The following is a 17,861-nucleotide window of genomic DNA, read 5'->3' on the forward strand; positions in this document are numbered from 1 at the left end:
TATATTAATGCAATTTAGAAGCAGATGGTTGTTTACGGCTGATCAACCACCCTAAACCAAAACCTAGCAGTGCGGGTACACTCCAGCCTAACCCTAGATTGGCAAGCGGTAGCCACGCGTTGAGATGAAGCAAAGCTTGCAACCAGGATGCTTGTACCCAGGCGGATGGCATAGCGTTAATGCCGGCAAGAATGGCCGGAATCATGGTCCAGACAGTTGTCATTCCATATAACCAGCGGGACATCCCAAGCCATGGTGCCAGTACTGCCAGTATGATTAACACGATTGCGAGCGGGTAGAGAAACATCAGCACTGGGGTTGAATAAGTAATCATTTCAGTTAGCCCAACGTTAGCAAGAATGGCTGGAATGAGACAAGCGATGGTGATCAGCCAATGGTAGGAAATCTTAGGAAACATGCCATGCAACGTATCACCGAAAGCAGAAGTGAGGCCAATGGCAGTTTTTAAGCAAGCGATGATGACAATTAGAGCTAGTAAAACATTACCGAATCGGCCAAAGTAGGCATCGGCAATTTGAGCTAAGGTAATCCCCCCATTGGCAGCTGGAGAAAAGCGACCTAAGCTCATGGTACCCATAATCGCCAGCAGACCATAGATGACTGCCATTAAACTCATGCTGATTAGGCCTGCTTTAATGGTATCAGTTGCGATTTGCCCCGGATCACGGACACCGAGGTCGCGAATCACATCAATCACGACGATGCCAAAAGCTAGCGAGGCTAACGCATCCATCGTGTTGTAGCCTTCAGTAAAACCAGTTAGAACTGGATGGCTGACATAGGCGCCACTCGCCGCGACGTTAAGTGATCCCAGTGGCTTAATGATAGCGACAAGCATTAAGGCACCTAATAATAGCAAAAAGATGGGTGTCAGCCACTTACCAACATAGGTCATAATCTTACCGGGATTACGAGCCAGTAACCAAGTGACGACGAAAAAAGCAACGGAGAAGCCCAATAGCACCACGGGTTGTAATTTGGTGGTTAAGAAGGGGGCCAGTCCAATCTGAAAGGCCGTAGTTGCTAATCGTGGCATTGCAAAAAGTGGCCCGAGGGTAAAGTAAAGCAGTACGGTGAAGACATACGCGTATGATCGGCTAACGTTTGTTGCCAGGTCAAATACGCCCTGACTGCGCGTCAGCCCCATGCCGATCACGCCTAGTAATGGAAGTCCAATCCCGGTGATCAATAGTCCGATAATGGCCGCACCAACGTGTTGGCCGGCTTGCTGGCCCAGAAAAATTGGAAAAATCAAGTTACCAGCACCGAAAAATAGTCCAAATAACATGGTGCCGATGAAGAGTAAATTCCGTCCTGATAAACGGTTATTCATGGTATCCCCACTTTCAAATAATCATGGCAATAGTTTAGCATGCTTTGGTGAAGAATTAATTAAAGGTCGGTGAGGGCGTTAACTGGCGGTGTAATGCAACCAACTGGTTAGTGACAATGTTGGCTACGACTGTCGCAATGAGGAGAGATGGGGCGGTGGCAGCACTTAGCTGTTAAATACTGCCAGCAATTGCGACGCCACAAAAATCCCGTCAGATTCTGGCGGGATTAATTGGTCTTATTTAAAGCGCGTCACAGTTAACTAAATTGCTCAAGTAGCGCTCGGCTTGTGGTTTGGCTGCCACTCGATATTTTAGCGCTGCTAGGCAAGACGTTTACTGGTTAGCGACTGTAAAGCGTTCTTGATGATGTTTGGGCGTTTCCAGTTCGTTTAAAACGGCTACCGCCATCGTGCCACTATTGGTCACTGATTCACCAGTAGTGTTCGTCAGTAATGTGTCATGGCCGTACTGGGCCGGGGTAGCAGGACCTGCTGTGAAATTGGCGGCCGGGGAAATTCCAACCCAATCGACGTTGGTGACGGTTCGTAAGAAGGTCAGTTCGGCCAGTTGGTTTTGCGGAATAGCGACGAAGGCAGCATTGGCGGGATTACTTTCAATGTCGTGCACGAAGAGGTGTTGATCATCACCAGTTGTTAAACTACCGGCCCCTAAGATGAAGAGGAGACGTGGCCGCTGTTGTTCGCGGAGCTGAGCAATCAGCTTAGTTGCCAGATCCACGTGTCGGTAAGCCTTATCAGGACTAGTCGCCATTGCGTCAATGACCACGTCAACCGCCTGTAGCTCAGATAGTGTGAGATCGAAAGCGTCTTTAGCTTTGGTCTGCAAATTTGGGTTAGCCGGTAGAGCGGCTAGCTTTTCTTCAGAACGTCCGATGGCCACGACGGTGTGGTTCCGTTCAAGTGCTAGTTTGGTGATGGCTGAGCCAGCCATTCCGGTTGCGCCAATAATCATAATTTTCATAGATAATTCCTCCTCGAGTTATAAAATGATTCGAATGCTGCCTTGTACGTGTTAATCCGGCATGAATCATGATGACAACGTGTCAGGTTTAGATTGGTGTTCGTCAGCCAGTGTGCGTCCTGTTCCGCCCTCCGGCGCGTACGGTGATTAGTATAGGAAAGATTGGTTAAGAATGCGAACAAAGCGTTTTTTAGTTTCAAAGTTCGCTGTTGAACCATAGACATGGTATGATTAATAGGATTGCTATGAATGAACATGGCGTAGAGACTAATATGAATGAGGACGATTATTTTGACAAATCACATTGCGTTATTTGAACCGTTAATGCCAGCGAATACTGGTAATATTGCCAGGACGTGTGCCGGAACGGATACGGCCTTGCATCTGATTGAACCGTTGGGCTTCAAAATTGATGATAAGCACTTAAAACGGGCTGGCTTGGACTACTGGGATAGTGTCGATATTACTTATCATGCTGACTTGCAAGATTTTTTAGCTAGTATTCCTGATTTAAATCAGTTGTACTTAGTGTCTAAGTTTGCTGAACATGACTATACGGATGTTGATTATAGTGATACGGGTAAGGATCACTATTTCTTATTTGGTAAGGAAACGACGGGGTTACCAGAACCATTTATGCGCAAATATCCCGAAAAGGCCATTCGGATTCCCCAAGATGATTCACATATTCGAGCCTTGAATTTATCGAATTCGGCTGCGATTGTGATTTATGAAGCCCTGCGGCAACAACAATTCCCAAACCTTGAACGGTCGCACCACTATGAAAATGATAAGTTGAAGTAACCAACAGAACGTGCACTAGCGCTAAACGTTAGGGTGCGTTTTTTGATGGGGACGGGGGAACTTGAGTTTGTTATAATGAAGACAGTATTAATTGAGAAAGGATGAACGAAGCGTGGCGCGTAGACAAGCAACAACAAAAAAGCGCCGGACCTCGACGCGCAAGAAGAAGCCGACGGTTGCGGCTAAGCGGCAGATGACGGGGAATGTCATTGGCCTGATTGGACTATTGGTCACGATTCTCGCCTTATTGAAGGTGGGGTTAGTGGGCATGGTATTCGCAGAGTTTTTCCGAGCCATTGCTGGGAATGCCTACCAGATTTTTGCCGGGCTAACACTCCTCGTCATGGGATATTTGATGATTTTTGGTCGGTGGCCACGACTGACTTGGCGGTGGTGGGTCGGTGGTAACTTGTTTTTCTTCAGTTACTTATTGCTATTAGAGATCCCGATGTTTAATCAATTGAATCACCATACCGATTTTTGGTCGTTGACGTGGAATCTGATCAAAAATGATTTTGCCAAGGGGGGCATGGCCAGTAATCTTGGTGGCGGATTAGTCGGCGCTGCTGGCTATAGTGTCACTTATCCACTATTGGCTAATGTCGGGACAATTTTGATCGCACTGATCCTGATGGTTGCCAGTATCTACATTACCTTTGATTTGCCGTTCCATAAGACGATGCAAGCGTTGCGTCAGGCCTTGATGCAATTGGGCCAGCAACTGCGATCCGGTTATGAATGGCTGACGCACGTGCTCCGGGTTCAAATTGCCCGTTGGCGGGTTCACCAACAAGTGCGCGCCAATCAAGCGGCAAGTACTGAGAAGCAGCCAACGTCAACCGTACCACAGTCAGCAGCCCCTGCTGAGACAACGAGCGGGACTTCGGCGCCGGACTCAGCAGCCAGTGCAGTTACGAGCTCGCCTGCCGACTTGAATATCACGGTGGCTAGTGATCGTGAAGCCTCGCCCATAAAATCCCCAACTTCAGCTGCTACGGTTGATCATGAACAAGAACTCCAAGGGACTGAAGTGATGGATGATGCGGACTACCAGTTGCCAGAGTCAACACTATTGACGAAGATTCCAAAAACGGATCAGAGTGCTGAGTACGCAACGATTGAGAGTAACTCGCAGAAGCTAACAACCACGTTGGCGAGTTTCGGTGTTCAAGTTGAAGTGAAGAATGTCAGCTTAGGGCCATCCGTAACGAAGTATGAGTTACATCCAGCTGTTGGGGTCAAGGTCAGCAAGGTCGTCAATTTAGCGGACGACTTAGCGTTGGCGCTGGCAGCGAAGGATCTTCGAATCGAAGCGCCCATTCCCGGTAAATCATTGATTGGAATCGAAGTGCCAAATAAACAGATTTCAACAGTGTCATTTCGGGATATCGTTGAGGCCCAACCAGCGCACCCGACCAAACCGTTGGCCGTACCGCTCGGCCGTGATGTTTCTGGTAATTTAGTCGTTGCCGACTTGTCTAAAATGCCGCACCTACTGATTGCTGGTTCAACTGGGAGTGGGAAGTCGGTTGCCATTAACGTGATGATCACGGGGCTACTGATGAACACGAAACCAAGTCAAGTTAAGTTTATGCTGATTGACCCTAAAAAGGTTGAATTAGGGGTTTACAATGGGATTCCACATCTGTTGACGCCCGTAGTCACGGAACCGAAGAAGGCGGCCCGGGCGTTGCATAAGGTCGTTGCCGAGATGGAGCGACGCTATGAATTGTTCGCGGATTCCAAGCAGCGTAACATGCAGGGGTACAACCAATATATCCGTCAACAAAATGCGGCTGATGGGCAGTCACGGCCCGTCTTACCATACATTGTGGTGGTCGTCGATGAATTAGCCGATTTAATGATGGTCACTTCGAGCGAAGTGGAGGATGCCATTATTCGCTTGGGTCAAATGGCCCGGGCGGCCGGTATTCATATGATCTTGGCAACACAACGGCCGTCGGTAGATGTTATTACCGGATTAATTAAAGCCAATGTACCGTCACGGATGGCATTTGCCGTTTCAAGTGGGACGGATTCGCGGACAATTATTGATAGTAACGGTGCTGAAAAGCTACTTGGTCGTGGGGACATGCTGTATCAGCCAATGGGCATGAATAAGCCACTGCGCGTGCAGGGTGCTTATATTTCTGACCATGATGTTGAAGAAGTTGTCAACTTTATCAAAGCCCAACAGACGGCTGATTATGACGATAGTATGCTGGTCAAGGATGACGAGACGGATGCCGCTGGTAGTGGGGACCCTCATGACGGTGAGGATGAGTATTATGCCGAAGCCGTTGAATTGGTGACTGATCAACAGTCCGCCAGTGTCTCGATGCTCCAACGACGCTTCCGTATCGGGTATAACCGGGCAGCACGGATCGTCGACGAAATGGAGGAACGCGGCGTGGTGGGCCCTTCGGAGGGGAGTAAGCCACGTAAGGTTTACCGCCAAAAATCGGCTGACGAAGCGCCCGCGTCGGGTAATGACGCTTAGCGTCCAGTAAGACTGGTGGGCATCATTTGAATGGCATGACTTCACATGGTGGCGCTGCCGATACGATTGAATAATCGACGTTAAAGTAAAGGTTCCAATCGTTAGCCAGATTTGACTAACGGTTGGAACCTTTTTCAGAGACAAATGCGTGATTTTTTTAATTCACATTGTCTCAGAAGTTGGTGGCTAGGCTTGCCGACCATGGCTGAGTGATCCACCAGTAATAAAAAAAGTTACGCTTGTTGTGAGCAAGCGTAACTTTTTTCTTGGTAAGTATTGCAACCATTCGTGGTTCGCAAGGTGTTTAACCTAGAAGGTTAGTAAACCTAACCCAGATAAGGCGGTAAGCACCAATGACCCAATGGTAGAAATGATCATTAACCAGATAACGACCATCGTAATTTTTTGAAAAGTTGATTTTTTCTTCATTATGTTTGTATGCACCACACTTTACGAGTAATTCTTTCATAGTTTAACGTGGAATCAGTTTTTTTTCAATTGAAATTAAAAATAGTCATGGTTTCGTAAATATTCGATACTAATAATGCAAAGAATAATCGTTCCTAGCATCAGCCAAGTGAAAGCGTGGACGAGACCGGCACCAGGTAATTTGACGTTCATGCCATAGATTCCACCGATAATCGTTGGAATCGTCAACACCATCGTGAGTGAGGTCAGAAATTTCATGACATCATTCAAATTATTGGAAATTACTGAACCCACTAATTGACTATATTGCTGCAAAATCTGATTGGTCGTTTCAGCCATGTCACTCGCTTGCTGGGTCTCAATCTTAATATCATCGGTGAGTGATTGGTGATTAGGTGCGTTGAAATGGGTGATCGAAGTTTCAACCGCGTCAAGCGTGGGTGTGTTCTGATTAAGGGCGGCCTTAAAACGAATCAAGGATTTTTGGTAAGCCATAATGGTAAAGAGTTCCACGTTGTGAGTAGCTTGGTTCAAACGGCTTTCCAGGGCGCTTGTCCGTTGGTTGATCAATTCGAGTGCGGTCACAAAACTGTGCTCGATGTACCACATGATAGTCAGCACAAAATCTTCGTGATTATCCAGACTTAGCTTAGACGAGGCCGGGTCCATCACAAAGTCTTGAATAAAACTAGCCGGGTAATTACTGACGGTGATGACCACTTGATCCACTAAAATCAAGGCGAAGGGATAGACTTGAAATTCAAGGTACCCCAGCTTACTCGTCGTGAGTTTGGGATACTGCATCACGATTAAGATTGGTTGACTGGATTGCGTGGTTGATAATTGCTCGGCTCGTGAAACCTCCGCATCGTCGAGGATGGCAGTTAAGTAATCTTTGGGAAGATCAAATTGTGTGACCAGTTGGTCGATTTCAGTTGAGGTCGGGCGTTCAACGTTGATCCAGTATGGCTGATCGTGATGGTCGTTCGGCGTAGTCAAAAGGCCATTTTTACCAGTGGTAAAGTATTGTAACAACGGTCATCCCTCCAGTAATAGTTTATGTTTATTATAGGGCTGTCACAGATGATTGAAAAGTTTAACGATAATCTCTATAATTTAACCCGACACTAATGGGGAGGCAAGTACGCATATGCGAGATTTATGGACCACTTGGTATGGGCAGCTGGTATTTTTAGCCGCCATCTCGATGATCATTTTAGGTGCTAAACGGGTTGCACACCGCGTTTGGCCACATGGATTAAGATTGTTGGATTTTTGGCCGCCATTTTTAATTGTTTTCACCCACTTTCTGACACTGCAAGCAACGGATAGTTCGCTGGCACCGTACGAAGTGTTGTCCCTAATGATTTTGGGGATCGGTTTAACACTGATTGAAGCTGTTGAACGCGGAGAAATCCTTTACTGGCGCTTTTTTAAGCTCTATTGGCGGGGAGCGGAATTATTGACACTCGTCGTCTATATCCTAGCACTTGGCAGCCACTTCTTTTTAACATCGTAAAAATGTCCCCCACTAAGTCCCACCTAACGAAACTAACGTTAGGTGGGACTTTTTTTGATATTTTGTTAACAATTTGGAAAAGTAACAAAACGATGTGGTAGGAAGTGGGGGGGTGTGGTAGACTTGAATTATGTTTAATGAAAGGGGTTGATTGGCCGTGGCGTCTAAGATGTTTTTCGGAGAGTTTGAACATGCCTTAGATGCGAAAGGGCGACTAATCATTCCTGCCAAGTTTCGTGAGCTATTGGGCACTTCGTTTGTCATTACTCGTGGGATGGATGGTTGTATTTTTGGCTATCCCGCTGAACGGTGGGCAACGCTTCAAGCACAGTTAGATGATTTACCACTAACTCGCAAGGATGCGCGAGCGTTTGTCCGTTTTTTCTATGCTGCTGCTGCTGAATGTGAATTAGACAAACAGGGACGGGTCATGATACCTGCAACCTTGAGACAATATGCAAAGTTGGAAAAGCAATGTGTGATCGTCGGAGTTTCTGACCGATTTGAAATCTGGGGTGCCGAACACTGGCAACAGTTTGAGACGGAGACCGCAGCGAACTTCGATGATCTTGCAGAAAACTTGATTGATTTTTAAATAACAATAATAATTTAGGAAGGGGGCGCACGCGTGGCAACATTTGAACACACAACGGTACTTTTGCATGAAGCAATCGCCGCGTTAAACGTCCGGCCGGATGGCATCTACGTGGACTGTACGTTAGGTGGCGGTGGTCATTCTCGTGAAATTTTGCAACAGTTAGGTCCGGAAGGCCACTTGTATAGCTTTGACCAGGATCAAACCGCAATCGATTATAACCAAAGTAACTTAGCGACTTATCTTGAACGTGGTCAGGTCACGTTCATCAAAAGTAACTTTGCCAACTTGAAGACTGAACTAGATGCTCGGGGCCTTGACCACGTTGACGGGGTAGTTTATGATCTCGGCGTTTCGTCGCCACAATTTGATGATGCTGCCCGCGGCTTCTCGTATCAACATGATGCGCCGTTAGATATGCGGATGGATCAGAGTCAGAAATTAACTGCTCAAACAGTTGTCAATACTTGGCCCTATGCGGACTTGGTTCGTATTTTCTATCGCTATGGTGAGGAGAAGTTTTCTAAACAAGTCGCACGGTTGATTGAGCGTGAACGGGCGGTTCAGCCGATCGTGACGACGGGGCAATTGGTCGAAATTATTAAGAATGCCATTCCAGCAAGAGCGCGGCGAACGGGTGGTCATCCCGCTAAACGGGTTTTCCAGGCTATTCGAATTGCGGTGAATAACGAATTGGGCGTACTGGAGACTTCGCTCGAACAAGCGATTGATTTAATCAATGTTCATGGTCGTGTCAGTGTCATCACATTCCAATCGTTAGAAGATCGTCTCGTCAAGACGATCTTTAAGGAGCACAGCGATTTGCCGGAGCTGCCACCTGGTTTACCAGTTATCCCAGCTGAAATGCAACCAGATTACCGCTTAGTCAGTCGTAAACCGGTCGTGCCTAGCGATGCGGAAATCGAAGCTAATCGTCGTGCTCGCAGCGCCAAGTTACGAGCCATCGAACGTTTAAAGATAACGAATAAATAATATTCAGGAATAATTAAAGGAGTGATTAAAATGGCCCAAAATGGATTAGCGCGGGAGTTGCCACAGCAAACTCCTGGCGCAACCACCCCGGTACATAAAACAAAAACCGTTGTGACCCCGAATCCGTCCATCAAGACGCAGCGAGTTGCTTTTTCATTATTTGAAAAAGTATTGTGTGTTGGTTTGAGTTTGGTGGTGTTTGGATTAGCCATTATGTTAGTTTCAACGAACATTGCAACGAGTAACGCACAAAGTCAGTTACAGACGGTGCAAACGAAAGTCACAAAAGTGCAGGCAAAAAATACGTCGGCCGCACAAGAAATCAGTGAACTTTCAAGTCGGAGCCGTTTAAATAAAATTGCTAAGCAGTACGGGTTATCGCTGAACAACGGTAGCATAAGGAATGTTTACAAATGAATAAGAACAAACAACGAATGACTTCGAAACGGTCACCAAAACAAAATCGTAGAATTTTTGGCCAATGGCTATTTTTTGGCGCGATTGCCGTCTTTGGTGTTTTGATCATTCGTTTTTCATATATCGCGATTGTGCGCCACGTCAACGGGGTCAATCTGGTCGAGGCCACCAAGAAACTTTATACGGAAGACCAGACCATCACGGCCAAACGTGGGACTATTTATACGGCCAACGGTGACCCAATCGCTGAAGATACTAGCACGTACACGGTCTACGCCATTATGGCGAAAAATCAGCAAAGTGCTAGTGGCAAGGCACTGTATGTTAAAAATAATGCGAAGGCGGCGCGTGTCTTATCGAAGTATTTGCCAATCAGCTATAAGAAAGCCCTCGCGACCTTGCAAAAAGGCGCAGGTAAGTTCCAAATTGAATTTGGGACGGCTGGTAAGAATATTTCACTGACGACTAAGGAAAAGATCGATGCCCAAAATGTGGCTGGGCTGCACTTTATTGAATCTGAAGCGCGGCTCTACCCAAACGGCACGTTTGCTTCCCACTTGGTTGGGCTGACCACCTCCAAGAGTCAGAAGGATACCGATCAGACGCGGTTAACGGGGTCGATGGGCATCGAGTTGGCTTTTAACAAGCAGTTATCGGGAACCGATGGTCGCAAGACGATTACGAAGAGCGGATATCAAGGTAGCACTGAGACTGGTAAGAAGGTTAAGGATGGGGATAATATTTATACCACCATCGATAGTAAGTTACAGACATTACTGGAAACTAAAGTTTCACAAGTAAACGCTAAGGTCTCACCTAAGTCAATGACAGCAACGTTGATGAACGCGAAGACTGGTGCCATTCTGGCGACGACGCAGCGACCGACATTTAATGCGCAAACAAAGACCGGACTATCTAAAATGTGGCGTAATTTGTTGGTTGAAGACACGTATGAACCAGGATCGACGATGAAGGTCTTTACAATGGCAGCGGCGATCGACAGCGGTAAGTACAATGCTAATGTAACCGTCCCAACCGGTGAATATAAGATCGGTAATAATACCGTTCCTGATTGGAATACGAGCGGGTGGGGCAATATTACCTATGCTAAGGGGTTTGCCCTTTCAAGTAACACGGCGATGGCCCACCTAGAACAAGCAATGGGGGCCAAGACTTGGCTGAAGTACATTAAACGCTTTGGGTTGCGTGAGAGTACTAATAGTGGTCTTGACAACGAGCAGAGTGGTTCAATTCAATTTACGTATCCAATCGAACAAGCGGATACGGCCTTTGGTCAGGGGATTCAGGTGACCGCTATGCAGATGCTTCGTGGATTCACAGCGATTGCTAATCATGGTAAGATGTTACAGCCGTACTTTATCTCCAAGATCACTAACCCTAACACCAACAAAACGGTTTATACGGGTAAGAAGAAGGTTGTAAGCCAGCCAATCAGTTCGAAGACTGCCAGCAAGGTGTTGGATCATATGCAAGATGTGGTATATAAGTCATACGGTACTGGCTCATCATATAAGATCAGCGGGTATCGCATTGCTGCTAAGACTGGGACTGCCCAGGTCAGCAACGGGAGTACGTATGAGCAAGGTGACAACACCTATCTGTACTCGGTCGTCGGGATGGCGCCAGCTAAAAATCCGAAGTACATTATGTACATTACGATGAAACAACCGACACTTAACGGAAGTTCCGCGTCAGATGACATGGCAGAGATTTTTGATACCGTGATGAAACGGGCATTGGAAGAACAAAAAGCGAGTGAGACTAAAGCGACGACGATCAAAATGAAAGATTTGACGAGTAAGTCGACTAGCGCGGCCAAGAAAGCTGCTAAGAAGCAGGGACTTGACGTGGTCGTTGTTGGTAAGGGTAGTCGGGTCGTCAAGCAATCCATTTCTTCTGGCACTGTCGTTTTAAGTGGTCAACGCGTCATTCTGGTTACCAACGGGCAGATGTATATGCCGAACTTATCTGGATGGTCGGCAAGTGAAGTGGCTGATTTTGCGACGTTGACGGGCGTTAAGCTCACGACTAGCGGGACGGGTTACGTCAAGACGCAAAGTGTGACTGCGGGTAATCCGATCGAAGCTAAGCAGGCAATTAGTGTGACACTGAAGTAGTTATCAAGTCTTAGAATGGAGAATTGTTGTGAGTTTATTAGTGTGGGGTGCAACCCTAATTAGTGGTTTTATTATTGTGTTTGCGTTAATGCCGTCACTTATTCGGTATTTCCGCGCCCGCAAAGAAGGACAGATGATTCGTGAGGAAGGTCCTAAGTGGCATGAGAAAAAATCTGGGACGCCAACTATGGGGGGCCTACTGTTCATTATCGCAATCTTAGTCACCACGTTATGGGTCGGTGGGTGGCAACATCAGCTACAACCAACCACCTGGATTTTGATGTTTATCCTGGTCTTATACGGTGCACTTGGTTTTTGGGATGATAGTATCAAGCTTTGGCGTAAACAAAACGAAGGTTTAAAGGCTTGGCAAAAATTACTTGGTCAAGTCATTGGGGCAGTAATTTTAACGTTGGTCTATCAACATGAACATTTGCCAATGGCACTTAGGATTCCAGGTTTGGGGGTCTGGTCGCTGGGAATTTGGTACATGCTCTTCGCCATCATCTGGTTAGTGGGCTTCTCAAATGCCGTCAACTTAACGGATGGGTTGGACGGATTAGTTGCTGGTCAGGCCACGATTGCCTTTGGTGCGTATGCCGTGATTGCTTACGCTCAAAATCAGTATAATGTGATGTTATTCTGTTTGGCCGTCGTGGGGTCACTATTAGGTTTCTTCGTGTATAATCACAAACCGGCCAAGATCTTTATGGGTGACATGGGATCATTAGCGCTCGGTGGTGCTTTAGCTGCAGTATCGATCTTATTGCATCATGAACTATCCCTCCTCTTGATTGGCATCATTTTTGTCATTGAAACGGCTTCAGTTATCCTCCAAGTCGCCTCGTTCAAGTTAACGGGAAAACGGATCTTCCTGATGAGTCCAATTCACCATCACTTTGAGATGAAGGGTTGGAGCGAGTGGAAGATTGATATCGTTTTTTGGTCGATCGGTTTAGTGGCAGCCGTAATCAGTGTTGCCACGATTATTTAGTCACAGTTTGCTAACTCGGGCATTCTTGTCCGAGTTAGTTGTACATAATTGGTCTTTGCGGTATGACTTTATTCATTGGTGGTCGCCAAGTAAGTGACAAGTAAATAGTACTGATTCCTATCAACGCAACGATTGTTCTTTAAATGGTTGCGTTGTCTGCCGCAGATTATGTCGTGGAATTGGTCACTGGCTCACCATGAATAATTTGCTGATGACCACGAGTTGGTGCATCAGCCACATAACAAGTTAATTTAGGTATCATCTACAAACATTATAGGGAGATCTTGGTTTATGAAGTCGGTTGAGCAGTATCGTAACCAAAAGGTTTTGGTTCTTGGATTAGCAAAGAGCGGGGTCAATGCCGCACGGTTGCTCCACAAATTAGGTGCGTTTGTGACCGTTAATGATAAAAAGAAATTTGATGAGAACCCGGATGCACAGGAATTATTGAGTGATGGAATCAAAGTTATCACGGGTGGTCACCCGCTGTCACTACTAGATGAAGATTTTAAAGTTGTTGTCAAGAACCCGGGTATTCCATACTCAAATCCAATTGTGAGTGGGGCTCAGGAAAAGGGTATTCCAGTTATTACCGAAGTTGAACTTGCATCGCAAATCCTAGCGGGAGAGTTGATTGGTGTGACGGGGACGAACGGTAAAACCACGACAACGACGATGATCACGATGATGCTTAATCAACGCACAAATGCCGGTAAAGCTTACGTAGCAGGCAATATTGGCGTGCCGGCCTCAGCAATTGCACAAAAGGCTACGGCGGCCGACACAATGGTGACTGAGCTTTCGAGTTTTATGTTGTGTGGTATTCAAACTTTGCACCCACATATTGCGGTGATTACGAATATTTATTCGACGCATTTGGATTACCATGGCTCACGTGAGAACTATGTCAAGGCAAAGATGCGAATCACCATGAACCAAACGGCTAATGATTATCTAGTCATTAATTGGGATAGTGAAGAATGGCGGCAACTCAGTAAGCAATCACAAGCAACCGTCGTGCCATTTTCACGGCAAGCCAATACGAAAGATGGCGCCTATGAAGAGGCCGGCAAGCTGTACTTTAAAGATGAGTACATCATGGATGCTGCTGATATCCGGATTCCTGGTGATCATAATGTTGAAAATGCGTTAGCAGCGATTGCTGTTGCTAAACTTCAAGCCGTTCCAACAGCAGGAATCGTTCAAGTCTTGAAGACGTTTACGGGTGTTCGACACCGGACTCAATATGTCGAGACGTATCAGGACCGGCAATTTTACAACGATTCCAAAGCAACCAACTTGGTGTCGACCGAGATGGCCTTGAAGGGCTTTGATCAGCCGGTCATTTTACTTGCTGGTGGTTTGGACCGTGGTAATACGTTTGAAAAGCTTGCTCCCGCATTAAAGGCGCATGTCAAGACGTTAATCGTCTTCGGTGAGACTGCTGAAAAAATGGCGGACGCTGGGCGTTTGGCTGGTATTCAAGATATTGAGTTTACGGACAACTGTGAGACTGCTGTGCCAATTGCTTGGCAACATAGTCAGGCTGGTGACATCATCATGTTATCGCCGGCTTGTGCCAGTTGGGATCAGTACCCGAACTTCGAAGTGCGGGGCGACCGATTTATTAAAGCAATCGAACAGTTAACTGGAAAGGCGGAAGAAAACTAATGCGATTAATGATTTCTGGCGGTGGGACAGGTGGTCATATCTATCCCGCACTGGCACTGATCGATGCCTTAAAAGCACATGATCCCGAAGCGCAAGTTCAGTTTGTGGGAACCCATCGTGGACTAGAGAGCCGCATTGTGCCGGAACGGGGGATCGATTTTAAAACAATCAAGATCCAGGGCTTTAAGCGTTCATTGTCATTACAAAATGTTAAAACAGTCTATTTGTTTTTAAAGAGTGTGGTTACGGCGCGTAAGTACATTAAGGCGTTTAAACCAGATGTTGTGGTCGGAACCGGGGGCTACGTGAGTGGTGCGGTCGTTTTCGCGGCGAGCCAGATGCACATTCCAACGGTCATTCATGAACAGAATTCAGTTGTTGGTGTCACTAACAAATTCCTAAGTCGGTTTGTGGATAAAATCGCCATTTCATTTGAGAGTGCGCGATCACAATTTCCCGCTCAAAAAGTTGTGATGACTGGGAATCCTCGAGCCCAACAAGTGGCTAATATTAAAAAAAGTGGCGCTTTGGCGCAGTTTGATCTGGATCCTGATATTCCAACGGCGTTGATTTTTGGGGGGAGCCGGGGTGCTGCGCGCATTAACGCAGCAGCGGTCGCGGCAATTCCTGAACTGAACAAACGTGACTATCAGACCTTGTTCGTCACCGGTCAGGTACACTACGAAAAGATTCGGAATGGCTTGTCAGCGACAGCGCTAGCTCCGAATGTTAAAATCGAACCATACATCAAAAATATGCCAGCAATTCTACCAGAAGTCGCGGTTATTCTTGGTCGAGCAGGTGCAACTAGTATTGCGGAAATTACGGCTTTAGGGATTCCTTCAATTCTAGTTCCTAGTCCATACGTTACGAATGATCATCAGACCAAGAATGCACAAAGCCTCGTGAATGCGGGGGCGGCTGAACTGATTAAGGAAGCTGATTTGACGGGAACCAGTTTGGTAGCTGCATTAGATGGCCTTCTCCAAAGTACCACGCATCGTGAGACGATGGCGGCTAATGCGAAAAAACTGGGGATGCCTGATGCGGCCGACCAGTTACTACACGTTTTAGAAACGGTGATTAAGTAGCACAGAGACTAGAGTGAAAGGGTGGGTGTGATGGCCATTTTTCATAAAAAGCCCAAGGAGCGTGAGCACCCCGAGCAGCTGACACCCTGGGAACGATTTCAACGAGACGCGGCTGAGAATCATCGCGCAGCGCAAAAGAGTCACCATAGTTGGTCAGGTAAACGCCTGCGAATTGGCGATAAATTACCGAAACTCAAATCTCAGCGCCGCCGATTACTTTTCAAACGGGTCGTGATCTTGATGGGCTGTTTCCTGATCGGTGCTGGTGTGGCTGGTTACTTCATTTCACCACTGAGCCATGTTCAGACGGTGACCGTACATGGTAACGATCAATTGTCTGTTACGCAGGTCAAGACGGCGACTAAGATCAACCCTGGAGTTGCCTTATGGTCCGTGATTGGTCATGATCAACGGACTACTAAGCGCGCAGAACGCGCCCAGCCGCAAATTGGCAAGGTCACGACTAAGCTAGTTGGATTGAACAGTGTTCGGGTGACAGTTAAGGAAATTCGCATCGCGGGTTACTTATCGACTGGTCAACACTATCGACGAATTTTGGAAAATGGGCTGATTTTGAAAGCGACCTATTCTCAACCCGGTGGCGGTTCACCGATCTATGCCAACTTTAAAAGCGGTCACCGCTTAGCAACGATGATTGCACAGTACGCTAAGTTACCATCGGCGGTCAAACACAATATTTCTGAGATCAAGTTTGCGCCGAACAAGGCTAATCCCGAACGGGTTCATCTTTACATGAATGACGGTAATGAAGTGTACGCAACAATTAGCACTTTTGCTAGCAAGATGGCTTATTATCCGGGAATTGTGGCGAAGATGAAAACCAAGGGTGTCATCAATCTTGAGGTGGGCGCATACTCCTATCCGTTCAAGAATCAGAATAATTGATAGAATGCTAAGTGTGACCTTTTTAAAAGCGCTTAGGATATGGTAAACTAAGGAATAACTGGATATGTCAGCGAATCCTTGAATATTTATGTAAAATACTAGGAGGTTCCTCTATTATGGATAATTCAGGAATTTATGTCGGACTTGATATAGGGACCACCTCAATAAAAGTCATTGTTGCTGAACGTGTTAAAGGGCAAATGAACGTTATTGGTGTGGGAAGCGCACGTTCTAATGGTTTAAGTCGTGGCGTGATCGTCGATATTGATAAGGCGGCCGAAACGATTCGATCAGCAGTACGCCAAGCTGAAGAAAAAGCAAGTATCGAAATAAAAAAGGTGATTGCGGGAGTTCCCGCTAACCTGGTTAAAATTGAACGCTGTCGTGGTATGATTGCCGTGGCAGATGAGTCCAAAGAAATTAATAATGAAGATGTTCAAAACGTTGCGGCGGCTGCGTTAGTTCAGAGTTTACCGCCAGAGCGGGAAGTACTGGATGTCATCCCCGATGAATTTGTCGTCGATGGTTTTGATGGCATCAAGGACCCACGTGGCATGGTTGGGGTCCGGCTTGAAATGCACGGCACCCTGTTCACTGGTCCGAAAACAATCATTCACAATACGCGGAAGGCTTTGGAAAAGGCTGGACTGCAAATTGAACAGATTGTGATCGCGCCCTTGGCATTAAGTTCCTTAGTGCTGAATGACGGTGAACAAGATTTTGGTTCGATCATTATTGACATGGGCGGTGGTCAAACGACTGCGGCAGTTATACATGATCACCAATTGAAGTATACTTACGTTGACCAAGAAGGCGGCCAGTATATTACCAAAGATATCTCGGTCGTTTTGAATACATCGATCGAGAATGCCGAGAAGTTAAAGCGTGATTATGGCTATGCCGATGCTCAGCAGGCCTCGGATGATGAACTTTTCCCAGTTGATGTTGTTGGGCAAAGTACACCGGAGCAAATAAGTGAGCAATACTTAGCAGAAATCATTGAGGCTCGTCTAGACCAGATCTTTGATAAGGTCAAGCAGCACTTGGATGAGATTCGGGCGCTCGAGCTCCCCGGGGGCATTGTTTTAACTGGTGGGGTGGCAGCATTACCCGGTATCACTGATTTGGCGGCGCAACGTTTTGGAACGCGAGTTCGCGTCTTTACGCCTAATCAAATGGGCTTGAGGCATCCGTCGTTTGATGAGGCGTTAGCGGTCATCAAATATCAAGCGGCCTTGAGTGAAGTTACGTTACTCGTTAAGAGTGCACTTACCGGTGATACTCGTGCCAGTGTGGCGTTGGAATTTGCTGATACAACACCAGCACCTAGCCAACCCGCAGCACAACCTAAAAAAGCAACTAAGAAACAGTCTGCGCCACAAGCACCACAGGAACAGGCTGATCCAGATCATAAGGGAACTGTTGAACGGGTCAAAGGCTTCTTCAACCACTTCTTTGATTAATATCG

16 protein-coding genes are annotated in these 17,861 nt (G+C 46.6%); 12 read left to right on the forward strand and 4 right to left on the reverse strand.

Annotation, left to right across the window (positions count from 1 at the left end; genetic code table 11):
- Nucleotides 1-4: 4 nt before the first annotated feature.
- A complete protein-coding gene (gene brnQ, locus ACOV1R_RS06720) occupies nt 5-1,354 on the reverse strand; it encodes a branched-chain amino acid transport system II carrier protein (protein ID WP_003645943.1) in 1,350 nt (449 codons plus the stop codon).
- 334 nt (nt 1,355-1,688) lie between these two features.
- Entirely contained in the window at nt 1,689-2,336 is a 648-nt protein-coding gene (locus tag ACOV1R_RS06725) for an NAD(P)-dependent oxidoreductase (RefSeq protein ID WP_003645942.1), read from the reverse strand.
- 291 nt (nt 2,337-2,627) lie between these two features.
- Here ACOV1R_RS06725 and ACOV1R_RS06730 point away from each other — a divergent pair, with 291 nt between their 5' ends.
- A complete protein-coding gene (locus ACOV1R_RS06730; RefSeq protein ID WP_003644616.1) occupies nt 2,628-3,140 on the forward strand; it encodes a tRNA (cytidine(34)-2'-O)-methyltransferase in 513 nt (170 codons plus the stop codon).
- A 112-nt stretch (nt 3,141-3,252) separates the two neighbouring features.
- Nucleotides 3,253-5,640 carry a DNA translocase FtsK gene (locus ACOV1R_RS06735; protein ID WP_217203127.1) on the forward strand — a complete coding sequence of 796 codons (2,388 nt, stop codon included), beginning with the start codon at nt 3,253-3,255 and terminating at the stop codon, nt 5,638-5,640.
- Nucleotides 5,641-5,949: 309 nt separating this feature from the next.
- On the opposite strand, the gene ACOV1R_RS06740 is transcribed toward ACOV1R_RS06735, so the two are convergent.
- Both ACOV1R_RS06740 and ACOV1R_RS06745 read right to left on the reverse strand, forming a co-directional pair.
- Nucleotides 5,950-6,069 carry a DUF4044 domain-containing protein gene (locus ACOV1R_RS06740; protein ID WP_003645940.1) on the reverse strand — a complete coding sequence of 40 codons (120 nt, stop codon included), beginning with the start codon at nt 6,067-6,069 and terminating at the stop codon, nt 5,950-5,952.
- 75 nt (nt 6,070-6,144) lie between these two features.
- The gene (locus ACOV1R_RS06745; protein ID WP_015380543.1) at nt 6,145-7,104 is read right to left on the reverse strand and encodes a magnesium transporter CorA family protein; all 960 of its coding nucleotides are present in this window, start codon (nt 7,102-7,104) and stop codon (nt 6,145-6,147) included.
- Nucleotides 7,105-7,219: 115 nt separating this feature from the next.
- On the opposite strand from ACOV1R_RS06745, the gene ACOV1R_RS06750 reads away from it, so the two are divergent.
- The 10 genes from ACOV1R_RS06750 (at nt 7,220) to ftsA (ending at nt 17,856) form a co-directional block, all read left to right on the forward strand.
- Nucleotides 7,220-7,588 (forward strand): DUF3397 domain-containing protein, encoded by a 369-nt coding sequence (locus tag ACOV1R_RS06750; RefSeq protein ID WP_003640864.1) that lies wholly within the window; start codon nt 7,220-7,222, stop codon nt 7,586-7,588.
- Between the two features lie 169 nt (nt 7,589-7,757).
- A complete protein-coding gene (mraZ, locus tag ACOV1R_RS06755; protein ID WP_003644614.1) occupies nt 7,758-8,183 on the forward strand; it encodes a division/cell wall cluster transcriptional repressor MraZ in 426 nt (141 codons plus the stop codon).
- 33 nt (nt 8,184-8,216) lie between these two features.
- Entirely contained in the window at nt 8,217-9,176 is a 960-nt protein-coding gene (gene rsmH, locus ACOV1R_RS06760; RefSeq protein WP_003645938.1) for a 16S rRNA (cytosine(1402)-N(4))-methyltransferase RsmH, read from the forward strand.
- Nucleotides 9,177-9,206: 30 nt separating this feature from the next.
- Complete coding sequence (gene ftsL / locus ACOV1R_RS06765; RefSeq protein WP_003640861.1) at nt 9,207-9,593, forward strand: cell division protein FtsL; 387 nt, start codon at nt 9,207-9,209, stop codon at nt 9,591-9,593.
- Nucleotides 9,590-11,731 (forward strand): penicillin-binding transpeptidase domain-containing protein, encoded by a 2,142-nt coding sequence (locus tag ACOV1R_RS06770; RefSeq protein WP_128485014.1) that lies wholly within the window; start codon nt 9,590-9,592, stop codon nt 11,729-11,731. Before ftsL ends, ACOV1R_RS06770 begins: the two co-directional genes overlap by 4 nt.
- 28 nt (nt 11,732-11,759) lie before the next feature.
- A complete protein-coding gene (gene mraY, locus ACOV1R_RS06775; protein WP_003640859.1) occupies nt 11,760-12,725 on the forward strand; it encodes a phospho-N-acetylmuramoyl-pentapeptide-transferase in 966 nt (321 codons plus the stop codon).
- Between the two features lie 291 nt (nt 12,726-13,016).
- Nucleotides 13,017-14,396 (forward strand): UDP-N-acetylmuramoyl-L-alanine--D-glutamate ligase, encoded by a 1,380-nt coding sequence (murD, locus tag ACOV1R_RS06780; protein ID WP_003644611.1) that lies wholly within the window; start codon nt 13,017-13,019, stop codon nt 14,394-14,396.
- Nucleotides 14,396-15,487 (forward strand): undecaprenyldiphospho-muramoylpentapeptide beta-N-acetylglucosaminyltransferase, encoded by a 1,092-nt coding sequence (gene murG, locus ACOV1R_RS06785; protein ID WP_003640857.1) that lies wholly within the window; start codon nt 14,396-14,398, stop codon nt 15,485-15,487. Before murD ends, murG begins: the two co-directional genes overlap by 1 nt.
- Nucleotides 15,488-15,517: 30 nt before the next feature.
- Nucleotides 15,518-16,393 (forward strand): cell division protein FtsQ/DivIB, encoded by an 876-nt coding sequence (locus ACOV1R_RS06790; protein WP_003640856.1) that lies wholly within the window; start codon nt 15,518-15,520, stop codon nt 16,391-16,393.
- 116 nt (nt 16,394-16,509) lie between these two features.
- The gene (ftsA, locus tag ACOV1R_RS06795) at nt 16,510-17,856 is read left to right on the forward strand and encodes a cell division protein FtsA (RefSeq protein ID WP_003640855.1); all 1,347 of its coding nucleotides are present in this window, start codon (nt 16,510-16,512) and stop codon (nt 17,854-17,856) included.
- Nucleotides 17,857-17,861: the final 5 nt, after the last annotated feature.

Origin of the sequence: Lactiplantibacillus sp. YT640 (assembly GCF_049745435.1) — a bacterium.
Lineage (GTDB): Bacteria > Bacillota > Bacilli > Lactobacillales > Lactobacillaceae > Lactiplantibacillus > Lactiplantibacillus plantarum.

Coding starts and splice junctions, on each gene's coding strand:
- brnQ (WP_003645943.1), bottom strand. CDS start 1,354: ATGAATAACCGTTTATCAGGACGGAATTTACTCTTCATCGGCACCATG.
- ACOV1R_RS06725 (WP_003645942.1), bottom strand. CDS start 2,336: ATGAAAATTATGATTATTGGCGCAACCGGAATGGCTGGCTCAGCCATC.
- ftsA (WP_003640855.1), top strand. CDS start 16,510: ATGGATAATTCAGGAATTTATGTCGGACTTGATATAGGGACCACCTCA.
- mraZ (WP_003644614.1), top strand. CDS start 7,758: ATGTTTTTCGGAGAGTTTGAACATGCCTTAGATGCGAAAGGGCGACTA.
- ACOV1R_RS06790 (WP_003640856.1), top strand. CDS start 15,518: ATGGCCATTTTTCATAAAAAGCCCAAGGAGCGTGAGCACCCCGAGCAG.
- ACOV1R_RS06770 (WP_128485014.1), top strand. CDS start 9,590: ATGAATAAGAACAAACAACGAATGACTTCGAAACGGTCACCAAAACAA.
- ftsL (WP_003640861.1), top strand. CDS start 9,207: ATGGCCCAAAATGGATTAGCGCGGGAGTTGCCACAGCAAACTCCTGGC.
- ACOV1R_RS06750 (WP_003640864.1), top strand. CDS start 7,220: ATGCGAGATTTATGGACCACTTGGTATGGGCAGCTGGTATTTTTAGCC.
- ACOV1R_RS06740 (WP_003645940.1), bottom strand. CDS start 6,069: ATGAAGAAAAAATCAACTTTTCAAAAAATTACGATGGTCGTTATCTGG.
- murD (WP_003644611.1), top strand. CDS start 13,017: ATGAAGTCGGTTGAGCAGTATCGTAACCAAAAGGTTTTGGTTCTTGGA.
- murG (WP_003640857.1), top strand. CDS start 14,396: ATGCGATTAATGATTTCTGGCGGTGGGACAGGTGGTCATATCTATCCC.